The sequence below is a fragment of the Myxococcales bacterium genome, from assembly GCA_012517325.1.
GTDB lineage: Bacteria > Lernaellota > Lernaellaia > Lernaellales > Lernaellaceae > JAAYVF01.
Window position 1 is genome coordinate 1 of sequence record JAAYVF010000094.1, and the last position, 16,301, is coordinate 16,301.

Consider the following 16,301-nt stretch of genomic DNA (forward strand, 5'->3'; position numbering starts at 1 on the left):
AAAGCCCGATGCAAAACGGAAAATCGAAAGGGAACAACCAACTGGACGTGGGTCTATCAGGCCTCGGCTCCGAACTCTACGTAACCAAGGGGACATTTTTGCTGCACAGTTGAGGGGACATATTGCCTAAGTATAAACAGATCGGCTTTTTCCGGTCGCGGCGGCGCTTGCCATCCGCGCCGAACCCCTCGATAGTAGCCGGGAGGTCTTTCGCCACTAAAGCCAATGAACGAAAACGCAACCGAAAATGCTGATTCCATGAGCGCCGACCTGCATTCTTCGGATCGCCTGCCGTCGTCGGCCGCGAAACTCGTGCCGGCCGTGGCGGTCGCCTTGTTGGTCGCGCTGGCCGGGGCGCTGCGCTGGATCGTGCTGCGGCGGACCATCAACTGGTACAACGAAGAACCGTTTTTCTATCTCTACGACACGGTGCAGTTTCTCCGCCAGCCGTTTCACTTCCCGCTCGTCGCCAACCATCCCGGCGGCTACCAGTATCTGCTGGCCTTGTTGATCCGGCTCGGCGGAATTCACGACGTGGTGGCGCTGGGGCGCTACTTGAGCTTCGTGCTGGGCACGGCGACCGTGATCCCTCTTTTTCTGCTGGTGCGCCGGGCGCTCGGCGACTGGACGGGCTGGTTGGCCGGCGCGGCGCTGGCGATTTACAGCACGCACATCCTGCTGAGCGTCAACTCACTCAATTTCGCGCCGTTCTTTTTCTTTTTACTGACGGGTTGCTGGCTGTTCGGCGAGAGCCTGACGCTCGTCGGTTCCGCCCGGCGATCCTGGGCCGCCCTCATCGGCGCCGCGCTCTGTTTCGTCGCGGCCGGCACCCTGCGCTTCGAATCCTGGCTGTTCATCGTGCCGCTGGTCGTTTGGCTGGGCTGGAAAAAACAGTGGCGCCGGGCAGCAGTGTTCGGCGCGCTCACCGCCGCTTTCCCGCTGCTTTACCTGGCGTTCGCCCGGGCGAAGTACGGCGACTTTTTCCCCTTCCTCGAAGTGTCGGGCGGCATTGATCGGGCGTTTTCCGGTTGGCTGGACTGGCGCGCCGCCGGCGTCTGGGGCCGGGAATTGTCTCGCGAGGTCGGGCTCGTGCCCCTGGCCGCCGGAGTCGTCGGCATTGTTCTCGGTCTGCAACGACGGCACCAGAAAGAGCTGTTGCTTTACCTCGGGTTGGTGGCCGCCTTTTATCTGTTTCGCACGATGCGCCACCGGTTCATCTTCGCCGGCGTTTTTCCGCGCTACGACGTCCTGCCGCTGCTCTTTTTTCTTCCCTATGCCTTCAGCGCGGCGATCGACCTGACGCGCCGGATCAAAACCGCCCGGTCGTGGGCCGCCGCGGCGCTGGCCTTGCCGATTCTGCTGGCTTTCGGTTGGCAATCCGCCGCCAATTTTTTCCACGTGGTCGACGAGGAAGGATTGGCCGCCGCGCCGCCGGCCACCCGAAGCCTGATCGATTGGATGAAGCGGGAGTTGCGGCCCGACGAACCAATCTGCCTGGATTTCTGGCTGCACCCGACGGTTCTCTATTCGCTGATCGAAGCCAAGGGCCTCGCGGCGCCGCCTTATGCCTATCCGTTCCACCCCTGTTTGGAGCATGGCCGCGACTGCCGGGCCGAGGGAGTAGACTGGCCGCAAATCGGCCGCGATTTTTTGGCCAGCGAGAACTGCCGCGTGGTGATCAGCCGGTCCAACGAGCCATTGTATCCCCTGCTCGCCGCCCCCGATTCGCCGTTCGTTCCCGTCGCCGAGGTCGATCCTTATCGGATCTACCGCCGCGCCGCCGCGCCCTGAGATCGATTACGGTTCCACGACCGGCAGCACGATCCGCGACGGCTGCGCGGCGTTGCGTTGCACGGTGAATTTCGTCGGCGGACTGGACAACTCCCGGAAGTGATCGGCGTCGGCGCCGGCGATCGCCACCCGGATCGCATGCCCCTGCCGGAACAGATAAGAGACCGGCTGCAGATCGAACACCAGCTCGGCCGTTTCGCCGGGTTGCAGCGGCCGGCCGTCGCGCCGCAGGAAGGTGCGATAAGGCGCGGGCGAGCGGTACGGCGGCGGCGCGTCGCTCAATTGCCGGTGCAAAGCGCGCAGCATCCCCTCGGTCACGTAGCTGACCTCGCCCGTTTCGTTCACGTCTTCCAGGTAGACGAACACCTGGGCGTCGGGCGCGTCGGCGGCCAGGAACAGCCGCGCCAGCGGGTGGCCGGTCACTTCCAGGTCGCCCGGCAGCGGCGCGGATTGGTAGTAAAGCAGCCGGCGGTCGCGGTGTTTGCGGTCCGGATAGGCGACGCGGGTTTCCACGGCCAGCGCGTTGTATCGCGACAGGCTTCCCGTTCCCGCGCGCGGATCGACGTGGTAATCGTCGCGGCCGGCTTCGTCTTTCGTCGCGGCGAAGGACAGCCGGTGATCCGCGGCCAGGTACAGCGGCGTTTCCCGGGCCGGCGGCGGCCAATGATCGGCCGAGCGCCAGCGGTCGGCGACCATCGTGTAGTAGTGGACCGGCGGTTCCACCTCGATCCCCGTTTGTTTGCCCTTCAGATGAAAATCGAAAAAGCGCCGCACTTCGCCGATCAGGTCGAACCGGCTGCGCACCGTCTTGTCGAACGGCCGGATCTGATCGGCGCCGCCGTGATCCCAGGGGCCGAGCAACAGGCGGCTGCCGGGGTTTTCGACCGTCAGAAAGCGCTTGACCGCCGCGTGGGGGTAAGCGCCGTCGAACCAGCCGCTGATATTGTAAACCGGAATGCCGGCCGCCCGCAGGCGGTCGCTGTAGGTATGCGGACTGAACCGGTCGGTGCAAATGCCGCCGGGGCTGACGTCGTCGCGGTAGTTCAGCGTCAGCGTTTCTTGATGAATCTGCACGTTGCCGCGATGCCCGGCGACCGCGCGGGCGCGCTCTTCGCCGTAGCGATCGCCGTCGACCGGCGCGACGCCGCTGGTCAGCAGGCGGGCGAACCAGAAGGCTTCCTGCGGCCGGTTCCGGTCCATGATGCGGTTGCCGCGCTCCCATTCGCGGGTGAACCAGGAAAGCTGGATGCCGCCCGGAAACGCGATGTCGGTATAAACGTCGAAGAGCGCGAACATCGGGGCGATGGCCTTGACCGCCGGATGCCGGTTGAACGACAGGAACTCGGCGGTGGTGCCTTCGTAGGAGCCGCCGGCGGCGCCGACCTGGCCGTCGGACCAGGGTTGGGCGACGATCCAATCGACGACCTGCGCGCCGTCGCGCACCTCGCCGTCGTTCCACGGATAGGGGATCTGACCGAACGAAGCGCCCGAGCCGCGCACGTCGACCCGCACCAGCGCATAGCCCGCCTCGACGATGCGTCGGATTTCATCCAGCGGCCCGAAGAACAGGCTGGCCGGCCAGTGAATATCCAGGCGCCGCCAATAGCGCGTCTGGTCGAGAATCGTCGGCAGCTTGTCGGCCGGTCGCAGCCCGGCGGGAAGATAGACATCGACGGCGATCTTCACGCCGTCGCGCATCGTCAGGTATTGCGAGGTGAGCGTCAGGCCGTGATAAGGGCCGCTTTCCGGCGGCGTATTTTCGTCGGCCCGCCACCAGGCGGTGTCGAGCCGCGCCTCCGGCCGGGCGGCCCACGTCGCGCCGCCGCCGAAGCCGAACACAACCATTGCCGCCAAAAGGAACCAACCGCCGGTCGTCAGTCGTCGCCGCATGTTTTTCTTCGCTCCGGAACAGGATGTTTCGGGGATGCTAGCCGGTCGTCCGCAACCCGCTGGCGATCGCGTTGACCGACAACAACACGCGCGGCAGCAGCGCCTCGGCGCCGGTCTGATCGCCGGCCGCCGACCGCTCCCGCCACTGCCGCAACAGCATGATCTGCATTTGGTGCAGCATCGTCAGGGCGCGTTCGCGCCGCACCAGGGTGCCCAGCAGTCGTGGCCGCCGCACCGCGAAATCGCCGCCGAACAGGCGCCCCAGCACTTCGCGCGTCCGCCGGTATTCGTCGCCGATCAGCGTTAGGTAAGTCGCCCGCACCGCGTCGTCGGCCACCAATTCGGCGTATCGCTCGACGATCCGCAGATCGGCGGACATCAGGCTCGTTTCGGTGTTGGTGAACACGTACTGTAAAAACGGCCAGTTCTCGAAACCCGCCGCCAGATCGGCGAACCGCGCGGGCACCTCGGCCAATAATTCCGTCAGGGCGGTGCCGACGCCGTACCAGCCGGGCAGGTAATGGCGCGACTGGTTCCAGGCGAACACCCAGGGAATCGCGCGCAAATCCTCCAGTGTGCGCCGCCCGGTGCGGCGCGCGGGGCGCGAACCGATCCGCGCCTGTTCGATGGCGTCGATCGGCGTCGCCTGGCTGAAATAGGCCATGAAGTCGGGCCGGTCCAGCAGATCCTCGTAGACTTTCTGGCTGCGGGTCGCCAGCAGATGCATGATCGGCGCGAGTTTGACGTTGCGCGATACCGGCCGCTGGTGCCGCAGCTTCATCGCGGCGACGCCGGCGACGAGCAGTTCCAGGTTGTAGGAAGCGGTGCCGAGGTTCGCGTATTTCTGACTGATGGTTTCGCCCTGCTCGGTGGCCCGGAACGCCCCGGAAAGCGAACCGTGCGGTAGCGACTGCAAAAAGCGGTGCGTCGGCCCCGCGCCGCGGCTGATCGTTCCGCCGCGGCCGTGAAAGAAGCGCAGTTCGAACCCGGCTTCCGCCGCCATTTGCGCCAGGGTCCGTTGCGCCTGGTGCAGCGCCCATTGCCCCGACAACACGCCGGCCGCCTTGGCGCTGTCGCTGTAACCCAGCATGACCTGTTGGCGGCGCCGGCCGCCGGACTCCGTGACGCTACGCCCGGTGATCGGGTGGGCGAGAAATTCCCGCAGAATCGCCGGCGCCTGCTCCAGGTCCGCGACCGTTTCGAACAGCGGCACGACGGGCAAACGGCAGACGAGGCCCGCCGGTGTCGGCCGCGCCAACCCGGCTTCGCGCGCCAGCAGGTAGACGCCCAGCAGATCGGACACCGAGCGGGTCATGCTGACGATCAGCGCGCCGATGCCATCGTAGCCGTATTCCTCGCCGTGCGAGGCCAGCAGGCGATAGGTCGCCAGAATTTCCCTCGCTTCCGGTCCCAATTCCGCCGAGCCGTGCGCCAGCGGCCGCGGCGATTTCAGTTCCTGCTCCAGCAACTCCCGCCGCTTTTCCTCCGGCCAGTCGGCATAATCGGCGCCATCCAGGCCGGCCGCGACCAGAAGCTGGGCGATCGCCCGGTCGTGGTAGGCGCTGTTCTGGCGGACGTCGAGCACCGCGAGGTGGAAGCCGAACACTTCGACGGCGCGCCATACCGGCAGCACTTCCTCTTCCGCCAACCGCGCCGCGCCGACCGCGACCAGCGATTCGTACAGCAGCCGCAAATGTTCGAGCAGGGCCCGGGGATGGCGGTAATGATAGGGCGCCTCGATCCGGCAATCGTCGAGATTCGGCAGTTTGGCGCGCACCAGGTTGAGAAACTGTCGCCAGGGCTCGAACGGATTGCGCGTCACCGCCTGCGCGCCGATTTCGCCGAGTTGCCCCGTTAATTCGTCGATCGCCGCAGCGAGTTCCGCCGGCGGCGCCTGCCGGGCGGACGACAGGCTGAGGCGCTGCGCCACCGCCTGCAAATGGCGATCGTGGAGGCCCAGCGCCGCCCGGCGCAACGCCAGCAGCGTTTCATTCGTCACCGCCGCGGTGACCAGTCCGTGCCCGTCGCGATCGCCGCCGACCCACGTGCCGAACGACACCAACGGCATCCGCCCCGCGCCCGCCAGCCGGCGCGGATCGAAGCCGGCTTCCTTCCAGGCCTGCCGCAGTCGCCAATCGAGCCGCGGCACGACTTCGGGGAAAACGTCGTGCAGAAAATAGAGTATCGCGCGCCGCTCGTGGGCGAGGTCCGGCTTTTGCAGCATGATTTCGCCGGTGCGCCAGATGCGTTCCAACGCGAGGATGATCTGGCCGCGGATCTGCTCCTGTTCCGCCGGCGTCCAGATGTTGTTTTCGCGTTTGAGCAGCAACAGGTAGAGCTGGCGGTGTTGTTCGAGCAGCGAGGACCGCTTGGCCTCGGTCGGATGCGCGGTCAGCACCGGTTCGACCCAAATCCGGGGCAACAGGTCGGCGATCTCTTCCTCGGAACAGCCGTCCAGCCGCATTTGATTTAGCCGGTCGCCCCATAGGCCCGGCTCGGCGGCCAGCCCCCGTTCGTGCTCGACCCGCCGCCGCGTCTGGGCGGCCGAGTTTTCCTCGACCATGTTGAGCAGTTGAAAGCTGAGCGACAGCGCCTGCAGGCCCGCTTCCGAGCACAACATTTCCATCGGCGCCTGATTTTCAGGCGCGGAAGCCCATGGCAACGAGCGCGCCAGGTCTTTTTCGCCCAGCTCGGCCAGCATTTCCTGGAAGCACTTCATCAGGTAGGCCAGGTCGAGGTCGAGCTTGGCGAAAGTGAAATTCAGTGTCTGGTCGGTGCTCACGGCTCGAATTCTCCCCCGTGACTCGCCGTCAGGGTTCCGTCAACCAATCAGGCTTTGATCGCACCTGTCATACTGTATGGCACGGGTGCTCGGCGTCAAGATTTTTATCTTCGCGGTTCGCGCACTGAAGAATGACCAGATATCTTTTTAGTCCGGCGGGCATCCAAGGTAAAACGCGAACCCGTATTCGGCAGACACCGCCGCGGCCTTTGACAATCAGCCCTTGGCCGCCTCTTCCGCCAGTGCCTCGGTCAGAGATTGCAGCGGATTGAGTCCGGCGAGGGTTTCCGCCTCGCCGAAATAGGATTTTTGATTGCCGTAGACCTCGCGGTAGATGATCTTCGCGACGCCGGCGCCGAGCAGAAGTTTCAGGCACGACAGGCAGGGCTTGAAGGTGCAGTAGCAGGTCGAGCCCTCCAGCCGGATGCCGAAGCGGGCGGCTTGCAGCACGGCGTTGGCCTCGGCGTGAATCGTGCGCACGCAGTGGCCGTCCTTGAGCAGATGGCCGACCTCGTCGCAGTGCGGCGTGCCGGGCAGCGAGCCGTTGTAGCCGGTGGTCAGAATGCGATTGTCCTTGACGATCACCGCGCCGACCTTGAGCCGGTCGCAGGTGGCGCGGGTCGAGACGTCCTGGGCGATCTGCATGAAGTACTCGTGCCAACTGGCGCGCGACATCGTGGTTCTCCTTTCGCGACGGGACGACCGCTCAGGAACAGCCGGTGGTTTCGCCGCAGGTGACGCATTTCAGGCAGGTGCCGTTGCGCACCATGGTCATCTGGCCGCAGCTCGGGCAGATGTCACCGGTGTAGCCCTTGGCCTTCGCCTTGCTGATCCGCTGGTTGTCGCCCTGGTCTTTCGCATCGCCGTTGCCGGGCGCGGCCGTCGCGCCGGCGGCGGCTTTTTCGCGCACCTGGGTGGCCACCTGGTCGGCGACTTTTTCCGGCCGCGGATCGCTCGGATCGTCCTGCGGCAGATCGCCGTTGACGTGCGCCAACTCGTGACGACCCAGGTAGTAAATCGCCAGGTCGCGGAAAATGAAATCGATGACCGACGTGCTCATTTTGATCTGCGGGTGGCCCTCGACGATGCCGTTGGGCTCGAAGCGCGTGAAGATGAAGGCGTCGACGTATTCGTCGAGCGGCACGCCGTACTGCAAGCCCAGGCTGATGGCGATGGCGAAGCAGTTCATCAAACTGCGGAAAGCGGCGCCTTCCTTGTGCATGTCGAGGAACAACTCGCCCAATTTGCCGTCGTCGTATTCGCCGGTGTGCAGGTAGACCGTGTGCCCGCCGACGTGGGCCTTTTGCCGGTAGCCGTTGCACCGCGCCGGCAGCCGCAACCGCTGGCCCAGCACGTGCTTGGCGGCGATTTCGGCGACGATCCGGGTCGCGTCCGCCTCGTCGCCTTCGCGTTCCTCGCGGTAGGCGGTCATCACCTGCGAGAGTTTGCTGCCGTCGCGGTAGACCGCCACCGCCTTGAGCATCGAACGCCAAGCGTCGAGGTAGGCGTCGGATATGTTCGCCACCGTGGCCTCGGTCGGCAGGTTGATCGTTTTGCTGATCGCGCCCGAGATGAACGGCTGGGCGGCGGCCATCATCTTGATGTGACCGCTGACGGCGATGAAGCGTTTGCCGAGGCGACCGCAGCGATTGGCGCAATCGAAAACCGGCAGGTGCGCGGGCTTCAGATGCGGCGCGCCTTCCAGGGTCATCGTCCCGCAGACGTACTGCTCCGCCTCGCGGATTTGTGCCTCGGTAAAGCCGAGCGCCGGCAGGACGCGGAAGCCCGGCGCCTGCACCGCCGCTTCCGCCAGGCCCAGTTTTTTCGTCAGGAATTCCTTGCCCAGCGCGAACGGGCTGAACAGGTCTTCCAGCGCGAAGGCGCTCGGCAGGCGTTTCTCGAGGCGATCGAGCAGATCGGCGGGGAACCCTTTCGCCAGCAGCGCCTCGCGGTTGACGTGCGGGGCGTCGATCAACGTCTGGTGGCCGACGGCGTAGGCGATGATCGCCTCGCTCTGCTTTTTCGGATAACCCAGGCGGGCCAACGCGAGCGGAATGGCCTGGTTGGCGATCTTGAAGTAGCCGCCGCCCGCCAGTTTCTTGAACTTCACCAGCGCGTAATCCGGCTCGACGCCGGTCGTGTCGCAATCCATGACCAGGCCGATGGTGCCGGTCGGCGCCAGCACCGTGGCCTGCGCGTTGCGGTAGCCGTGCTTTTCGCCCAGCTTCAGCGCGCGGTCCCAGCTTTCCCGCGCCGCTTTCGCCAGGGCGGCCGGACATTTCGCCGGGTCGAGGCCCTTGGGTTTAACCGAAAGTTTTTCGTATTTCGCCGCCGGCGCGTGGTGGGCCGCCAGACGGTGATTGCGGATGACGCGCAGCATGCTGTCGCGGTTGGCCGCGAACCGCGGAAACGGGCCGAGTTGGGCGGCCATTTCGGCGCTGGTCGCGTAGGCCTCGGCCGTCATGATCGCGGTCACGGCGGCGGCGATCTGCCGCCCTTCCTCGCTGTCGTAGGCCAGGCCCATGCACATCAGCATCGCGCCGAGGTTGGCGTAGCCGAGGCCGAGCGTGCGGTACTGGTAGCTGCGCCGAGCCATTTCCTCGCTGGGGAACGAGGCCATGAGGACCGAGATTTCCAGGGTGATCGTCCACAGCCGGCAGGCGTGGCGGAAGGCTTCGAGGTCGAACTCGCCGTCCGCTTTCAGGAATTTGATGAGGTTGAGCGAGGCCAGGTTGCAGGCCGTGTCGTCGAGGAACATGTACTCCGAGCACGGGTTGCTGGCGTTGATCCGGCCGTCCGCCGCGCAGGTGTGCCATTCGTTGATCGTGGTGTCGAACTGGATGCCGGGGTCGGCGCTGGCCCAGGCGGCCATGGAGACCTTATCCCACAATTCGGCCGCCGGGATCTTCTTGATGACCCGGCCGTCCAGGCGCGCCCGCAATTCCCAGTCGGCCTTTTTTTCGAGGGCCTGCAGGAACGCGTTGGAGATGCGGACGGTGTTGTTGGAATTCTGCCCGGAGACGGTCTGGTAGGCCTCGTTGTTCCAGTCGGTGTCGTATTCCTCGAACTCGATGGCCGTGATGCCCTGCCGGCCGAAACCCAGGATGCGCTGGATGTAGCTTTCAGGGATCATCGCCTGCCGCGCCTCGCGGATGGCGCGCCACAATTCGGGATTCTGCTCGGGATCGGTCGACGGCTGGCCGCCGGGAACGTGGCAAGCCTTGAGTACGGCGTTCAGGCGCGCTTTGATCAGCCGCGAGCCGGTGACCAGCGCCGCCACCTTCTCCTCCTCGCGCACCTTCCACATCACGAAGTCCTCGATCTCCGGGTGGTCGATGTCGAGGATCACCATCTTCGCCGCGCGCCGCGTCGTCCCGCCGGATTTGATCGCGCCGGCCGCGCGGTCGCCGATCTTCAAAAACGACATCAGGCCGCTGCTGCGCCCGCCGCCACTGAGAATTTCGCCGGCACCGCGAATCCGCGAGAAATTGCTGCCGGTGCCCGAGCCGTATTTGAAGACGCGCGCCTCCCGCATCCACAAATCCATGATGCCGCCCTGGTTCACCAGGTCGTCCTCGACCGACTGGATGAAGCAGGCGTGGGCCTGCGGCCGTTCGTAAGCGCTGCCGGCCGGGACGACCCGCTCGCTTTTTTCGTCGAAATAGCAGTGCCCCTGCGGTTTTCCCGTGATGCCATACGAGTGATACAGCCCCGTGTTGAACCACTGCGGACTGTTGGGTGCGCCGATCTGCATCGCCAGCATGTGCGCCATTTCGTCCTCGTAGGCGGCGGCGTCCTCGTCCCGATCGAAATAGCCGTGCCGGCGGCCCCAATCGGTCCAAGTCTTGGCCAGGCGGTCGAAGATCTGCCGCGCGTCTTTTTCGGCGCCCAGCACCGGCTTGCCGCTCTTGTCTTTCAGCGGCTTGCCGTTTTTATCGAGTTGCGGCACGCCGGTCTTGCGGAAATAGCGTTGCGCCAGGATGTCGCTGGCGATTCCCGACCAGGTGGTGGGGACGACGGCTTCCATCGTCTGGCCGATCTGGCTGCCGTCGGGATTGGTGAGAACGCTGAAGCGTTTTTCGAACTGAATTCCTTTATAGGGGCCCTGGTTCTTCCGGGTGAAACGGCGCGCGATCTTCATCTCCAAATCCTCTTCAGGGCGCAAAAGGCCCAAGAACTCTGAAAGAAACCGAAAACCGGGTTAGAAGCTAGATAGTGTAGTCCCTTTTGCGAAAGAATCAATATGTTGTATGGGTACGAAATAAAAAAGTCGGTTTGCCGATCATAACTTTTTACACGAACCATCCTTAGTCGAGATTACTTTGATTTGAATTCAGCCGACTAAAATCTTGTTGTAACGGATGTTTACTCGGTGTCGTTCAGCCGGAGCTTGGCGCGAAATTCCGCTTCCGCCATCCCCGACAACCCGGTTTCGCGACCGGCCAGCAGATTTTTCACCGCCTTGATCTCGTCGGAGGACAATCGGCATCCCTTGAGGATATGCCGCTCGAAAGACTCGTAGGCCCACGGCGTCACGGTTTTCACGATGCGCGCCATCACCTTGGCGTATTCGCGGATTTCCAGTTGCGCGTGCTGGTCGAGGCGCAGCCGTAAAAAGCGGAAGAGGTTGTGCAGGTCGATCTGCCAGTAGAACTCGGTGTACAGCGAAAGCGGCAGATTGATGCGGGCCAGTTCGCGGGAAATGTCGTGCGACAGCATTTCCTGGTAGTTGGCGTAAACCGTCTTGTTGTGCGCGGTCATCTGTTCGCGAATCGCCTCACGCACCTCGGGCGACGCCGGCCGGGTTTCGTCGCGTCCCTGCCGGTTTTCCTGGTTCTGCAAATGGATGTTCGCGTCGGCCGGGATGTAGAACTCCTCGGACATCACGCTGTAACGGCCGCTGATTTCGTTCATCCGCGCCGTGCGGTGGCGCACCCACTGGCGGGCGACGAAGATGGGCATCTTGAGGTGAAAGGTGAAGACCACCTGTTCGAACGGCGAGGTGTGGTCGTGGCGCAGCAGGTAGTCGATCAGCGCCTTGTCCATGCGCACGGTTTTCGTACCGGCGCCGTACGAAACGCGCGCGGCCTGCACGATGCGCTCGTCGTTGCCCAGGTAATCGACCAGGCGGATAAAACCGTGGTCCAGTACGTCGAACTGTTGATCGAGGATCGCGTCCGCCTCGGTTTTATGGTTGTGGGCCATGTCGGTCTCCCTTGAAATAGAGGTGCGGCTGAGTGGCTTTTCTTATCTCCCGTCCGGCGCGAATCTGTCAAGCGGCGTCGCGATTCCAATAAAAAAAATACGGGCCGCCGGCAACCGGCGACCCGTATTCGACCGTCCCGAGCGGCCTAGGATCTGGGTTTCCAGCCTTTTTCCAGAACCTTGCGCAAGGCTGCCGAGCGGTCCGCGTAGTTCGTATGCAACAGGTGATGCGCCCGGTGGGAATTCGGATGCTCGAGATAATCCGCGTAGAGCTTTTTAACCATGGGGTTGTCCTGGGATTTACGTCGCGGCATGCCGGCGTCGCGCTGGTACGCGGCCGCCAAACGCCGATCCAGATAATCCAGGGTGGCGGCCCACGCGCTACGGATGCCGATCACGCCCGTCGCGGCCACGGTGACGGCCGCGCCGCAAGCCTTGAGAAATTGACGCCTGGTGATTTGCGAAAGGCTCATCGACGACCTCCTTACACCGAACGGCGGCGAAGCGAGAGTTTACGGTTCCAATGGGCGAACAGCCGGCCGAACAACGATTGGCCGGACATTCGCACTCCCGGCGGAATCGGCTGTCCCGCGCCGTTGACGCAACCGCCCGGACAATTCATGACCTCGATGAAGTGGTAGGGTGATTTGCCGGCGCGCACTTCCTCGCAAAGCATCCGCGCGTTTTCCAAACCGTGGACGATGCCGACCTTGACCGTCGGACCGTTCGGAATGGGAATGGCCGCGGAACGAACCGCCTGTCGGCCACGGACCGCGGTCAATTCGACGTTTTGCAGTTCCTGCCCGGAAACAGCTTCGAAGGCGAAACGCAACGCCGCTTCCATGACGCCGCCGGTCGCGCAGAAGATCGTGGCGGCGCCCGTCGCGTCGCCGAGAGCGGGGTCGGCGGCTTCCTCGGGCAACTTCGCGAAGTCGATCCCCGCGGATTTGATCAGGTAGGCCAGTTCGCGCGTGTGAAGGGTCGCGTCGATATCGCGGAATCCACTGGCGGCCATTTCCGGCCGCAATCCCTCATATTTCTTGGCGATGCAGGGCATGATGGAAACCGTATAGATTTTTTCCGCGGTCTGTTTCGTGACGTCCGCGCCATAGGTTTTCGCCAGCGCCCCGAGCATGCCGATCGGCGACTTGCAGGTCGAGAGGTGCGGCCGCAAATCGGGATAATAGGTTTCGACGAATTTGATCCAGGCTGGGCAACAACTGGTAAATTGCGGCAGCGGTTTGTCGCTCTGCTTGGTCAATCGCGCGATGAGTTCCGTGCCTTCCTCGAGAATCGTGACGTCGGCGGTCATCTCGTTGTCCCAGACATAGTCGAAGCCCAACCGGCGCAAAGCGGCGAACATCTTGCTGTTGACCGATTGGCCGGGGTCCAGGCCGAACGCTTCGCCGAGCGCGTAACGCACGGCCGGCGCCGGCATGGCGACAACGACCTTGTCGGGGTCGGCCAACGCTTTCCTCACCGCCGCGAGAAACGAAACATTTTCGTAAATGGCGCCATACGGACAGTGATAGAGGCACTGTCCGCAATGGACGCAGGCGGCCGGATCGACGACCGCGCGCGGACCGTCCTTGCCGTCGCCCGGTTGAATCGCTCCGGTGCCGCAAACCGATTGGCACTCGCCGCACTTTTGACATTTCGCCGGATCGACCTGCACGAAAAACAGGTCGTCGACGGCCGCCGGCGGCGGCGCCTTTTCACCCATCCAGACTTGTTCGACTTCAATCATGAATTCCTCCTCCCAATAGCGGCGCACCGAGTAAAACCCGCAGGGCGTTCGGCCGATCGGCCAACGGATGGTCTCCGACGCCGAAACCTTGCGAGACGATTTTCATGTCTGGCGGCGGGCCGAAGCGTTCCGCCACGGTTGCCAGGAGAGCGGCGCCGGTGGGCGTCGTCAATTCGCCCTCGCCGCCGGTGCCGACGGGAAGCCCCCGCAGCAACTCGACGGTCGCCGGCGCGGGAACCGGCAACCAGCCGTGCGCCGTTTCCACCAGACCCGTGCCCAAAACGGGCGGCGAAGCGGAAATCGACGCGGGTGCCAGAAACGTCAAGGCGGCGGCCATGCCGACGATGTCGGCGATCGAGTCGTCGGCGCCGACCTCGTGAAAGGTGACCCGGTCGACATCGACGCCGTGGATTTTCGCCTCGGCGCACGCCAGCACCTGAAAGATTTTGTGGGCCAGTTCGCGCGTTTCAGGCGGCAATTCGGCCCGGTTGAGCATTTCGCGGATTTCCCCGTAATCGCGATGCCCGTGCGCGTGCCCGTCGTGAGCCATGCCGTCCGAATCGCCGATAGAACCCCCGGGACTGACGATCGTTCCGGTCGGAACTTGTGGATGGTCTTTCTCGTGAGCACTCACTCTAGTTTCGTCCTTGCCGGACGTCACGCAGAAGGACTTGCCGACCAGGGAGTGGGTTCGCCGGTCGCGAAAAGCGATCGTCAGCCCGGGAAGTTTCATTGCGTCCACCGCGTCGCGGACGATTTTTTCAGGGACGCCGGCATCGACCAGGGCCGCGACGGTCATGTCGCCGGCGATGCCGGAAAAGGTGTCGAAGTGCAAATGCAGTCCGGGCGGCAGATCGTCAAGCATTGCCGGCTCGGAGTCGACTGGTACCTTGTTGTTTGGCTTCATGCCCGCCTCGATCCGCTTGGAGTATGGCGCGCGCGACCGCCGCCGATCAGAGGATGAATTTGCCGCGCGGCGTATAATGCGTGTGCAGCAGCTTGTGACTCAGGTGACCGCACGGCCCATCCGTCAGAAACTCGCGGTATAACCGCAGCACGGCGGGGTTTTCGTGGGATTTGCGAACGGCGTAGGCGCCGTCCTCGGCATAAATGGCCCGGGCCCGCGCTTCCCGGATGTCCGGCCCGGTGGGAATCGGTTGGCCGCCGCCGCCGAGGCAACCGCCCGGGCAGCCCATGAATTCGATGAAATGGAACGAGGCCAGTTCGCCGCCGGCCTTGATGTTTTCCACGACCCGCCGCGCATTCGCCGTGCCGTGCGCCACGGCCACCTTCAAGGTCGCGCCCTTCAGCCAATCCCAATGCGGCACCAGAGGCCGCAACAATTCCGGCACCGCGCCCACCTTGGGGATCGCCAGTTCGACCTTGCGGACGCCTTCCATGCCGCGCACCGGGACGATGTCGGCGTGCGTGAACAGGCTTTCCACCTTTTCACCCGTCACCAATTCGATCACGGTGCGCAGCGCCGATTCCATGACACCGCCCGTCGCGCCGAAAATCACGCCCGATCCGGTGGCGGTGCCGAAGGGATCGTCGAAGTCGGATTTTTCCATCCGCGGCAGATCGATCCCGGCTTCCTGCATCATCTTGGCCAGCTCGCGGGTGGTCAGGCCGTAGTCCACGTCCTTGAAACCGCTGGCGACCATTTCCGGCCGATTGCACTCGAATTTTTTCGCGGAACAAGGCATCAGGGCGACCGTGACGATGTCGGCCGGATCGATGCCGGCCACTCCGGCATAGAAGGTTTTGATGATCGCGCCGAACATCTGTTGCGGCGACTTGGCGGTCGAGACGTTCGGGATGAATTCCGGATAAAAATGTTCGAGGTACTTGATCCAGCCCGGCGAACAGGAGGTGAATTGCGGCAGGGCCACGGCGGCATCCTTTTCCACCAAGGCCCGATACAACCTCAGAATCAGTTCCGTTCCTTCCTCGAGAATCGTCAAATCCGCGGTGAAATTGGTGTCGAACACCTTATCGAAGCCGCAGAACCGCAACGCGGTATTCATCTCGAAGGTCAGGGGCCGCCCCGGCTCCAAGCCGAAGCACTCGCCGATGGCCGCGCGCGGCGCGGGCGCGGTCTGGATGACGACGTGTTTGCGCGGGTCGTCGATCGCCGCCCAGACCTCGTCGGTCGGATCGTTGGCGCGCAAGGCACCCGTCGGACAACGGTTGATGCATTGCCCGCAATTGATGCAAACGACCTGGGAAAGCGGCCGGTCCATGAACGTGGCGATTTTGGTCCGCTCGCCGCGGTTGATCGCTTCCAGACAACCGACTTCCTGCAGGTCGATGCAGGTGCGGACGCATCGCCGGCACAAAACGCACTTGTTCATGTCACGGATGACCGCATGGCTGGAGCCGTCGATTTCGTACAACGGCCGCTCGGGATGACCGAAGCGGAACGAATCGACGCCGTATTCCTTGGCCAGCGCCTGCAATTCGCAATTGTTGTTGCGGCCGCAGGCGTAGCATTCGCCGTAGTGTTTGGCGAGCAGCAGATCCAGCACATGCCGCCGCGCCCGGCGCACCTTGCGGGTATGCGTCCACACGCTCAGTGGTTGGAACACGGGATAGGCGCAAGCCGCCTGCAAGGTGCGCTGGCCCTCGACTTCGACCACGCAAACGCGGCACATGCCGGCGGCGCGGAGATCCGGGTGCGCGCACAAGGTGGGGATCCGAATGCCCAAGCGGTTCGCGGCTTCGAGAATCGTCGTGCCGAGGGGAACCTTGACTTCCTGGCCGTCGACGGTCACCGTCACCCGACCGCCGATCTGGGTTTCGTCGTCGGGCCGCGCGATGGCGTGTCCCAACTGGCTGACCGGCGCCCGATTCGCCTCCATTTGCAGGGTCTCTTTCATCGTTGTC

10 protein-coding genes are annotated in these 16,301 nt (G+C 64.0%); 1 reads left to right on the forward strand and 9 read right to left on the reverse strand.

Annotated features, from left to right (window positions below):
- Nucleotides 1-258: 258 nt before the first annotated feature.
- The gene (locus GX444_16820; GenBank protein NLH50245.1) at nucleotides 259-1,791 is read left to right on the forward strand and encodes a hypothetical protein; all 1,533 of its coding nucleotides are present in this window, start codon (nucleotides 259-261) and stop codon (nucleotides 1,789-1,791) included.
- Nucleotides 1,792-1,797: 6 nt separating this feature from the next.
- Here GX444_16820 and GX444_16825 read toward each other — a convergent pair whose 3' ends face one another.
- The 9 genes from GX444_16825 to GX444_16865 all read right to left on the reverse strand — a co-directional run bounded on the left by GX444_16825 (nucleotide 1,798) and on the right by GX444_16865 (nucleotide 16,276).
- Nucleotides 1,798-3,681 (reverse strand): CocE/NonD family hydrolase, encoded by a 1,884-nt coding sequence (locus GX444_16825; GenBank protein NLH50246.1) that lies wholly within the window; start codon nucleotides 3,679-3,681, stop codon nucleotides 1,798-1,800.
- Nucleotides 3,682-3,718: 37 nt separating this feature from the next.
- Nucleotides 3,719-6,400, reverse strand: a complete 2,682-nt coding sequence (locus GX444_16830; protein NLH50247.1) for a phosphoenolpyruvate carboxylase — start codon at nucleotides 6,398-6,400, stop codon at nucleotides 3,719-3,721.
- 279 nt (nucleotides 6,401-6,679) lie between these two features.
- The gene (locus tag GX444_16835; protein ID NLH50248.1) at nucleotides 6,680-7,138 is read right to left on the reverse strand and encodes a dCMP deaminase family protein; all 459 of its coding nucleotides are present in this window, start codon (nucleotides 7,136-7,138) and stop codon (nucleotides 6,680-6,682) included.
- A gap of 31 nt (nucleotides 7,139-7,169) precedes the next feature.
- Nucleotides 7,170-10,604, reverse strand: coding sequence for an adenosylcobalamin-dependent ribonucleoside-diphosphate reductase (locus GX444_16840; GenBank protein NLH50249.1), 3,435 nt, complete (start codon nucleotides 10,602-10,604; stop codon nucleotides 7,170-7,172).
- A gap of 224 nt (nucleotides 10,605-10,828) precedes the next feature.
- The gene (locus tag GX444_16845) at nucleotides 10,829-11,668 is read right to left on the reverse strand and encodes an FAD-dependent thymidylate synthase (GenBank protein NLH50250.1); all 840 of its coding nucleotides are present in this window, start codon (nucleotides 11,666-11,668) and stop codon (nucleotides 10,829-10,831) included.
- Nucleotides 11,669-11,814: 146 nt separating this feature from the next.
- Nucleotides 11,815-12,141: a twin-arginine translocation signal domain-containing protein gene (locus GX444_16850; GenBank protein ID NLH50251.1), complete on the reverse strand. Its 327-nt coding sequence runs from the start codon at nucleotides 12,139-12,141 to the stop codon at nucleotides 11,815-11,817.
- An 11-nt stretch (nucleotides 12,142-12,152) separates the two neighbouring features.
- Nucleotides 12,153-13,415, reverse strand: a complete 1,263-nt coding sequence (locus tag GX444_16855; protein ID NLH50252.1) for a 4Fe-4S binding protein — start codon at nucleotides 13,413-13,415, stop codon at nucleotides 12,153-12,155.
- A complete protein-coding gene (locus GX444_16860) occupies nucleotides 13,408-14,322 on the reverse strand; it encodes a LarC family nickel insertion protein (protein ID NLH50253.1) in 915 nt (304 codons plus the stop codon). Before GX444_16860 ends, GX444_16855 begins: the two co-directional genes overlap by 8 nt.
- Before the next feature lie 46 nt (nucleotides 14,323-14,368).
- A complete protein-coding gene (locus tag GX444_16865; protein ID NLH50254.1) occupies nucleotides 14,369-16,276 on the reverse strand; it encodes a 2Fe-2S iron-sulfur cluster binding domain-containing protein in 1,908 nt (635 codons plus the stop codon).
- Nucleotides 16,277-16,301 lie beyond the last annotated feature (25 nt).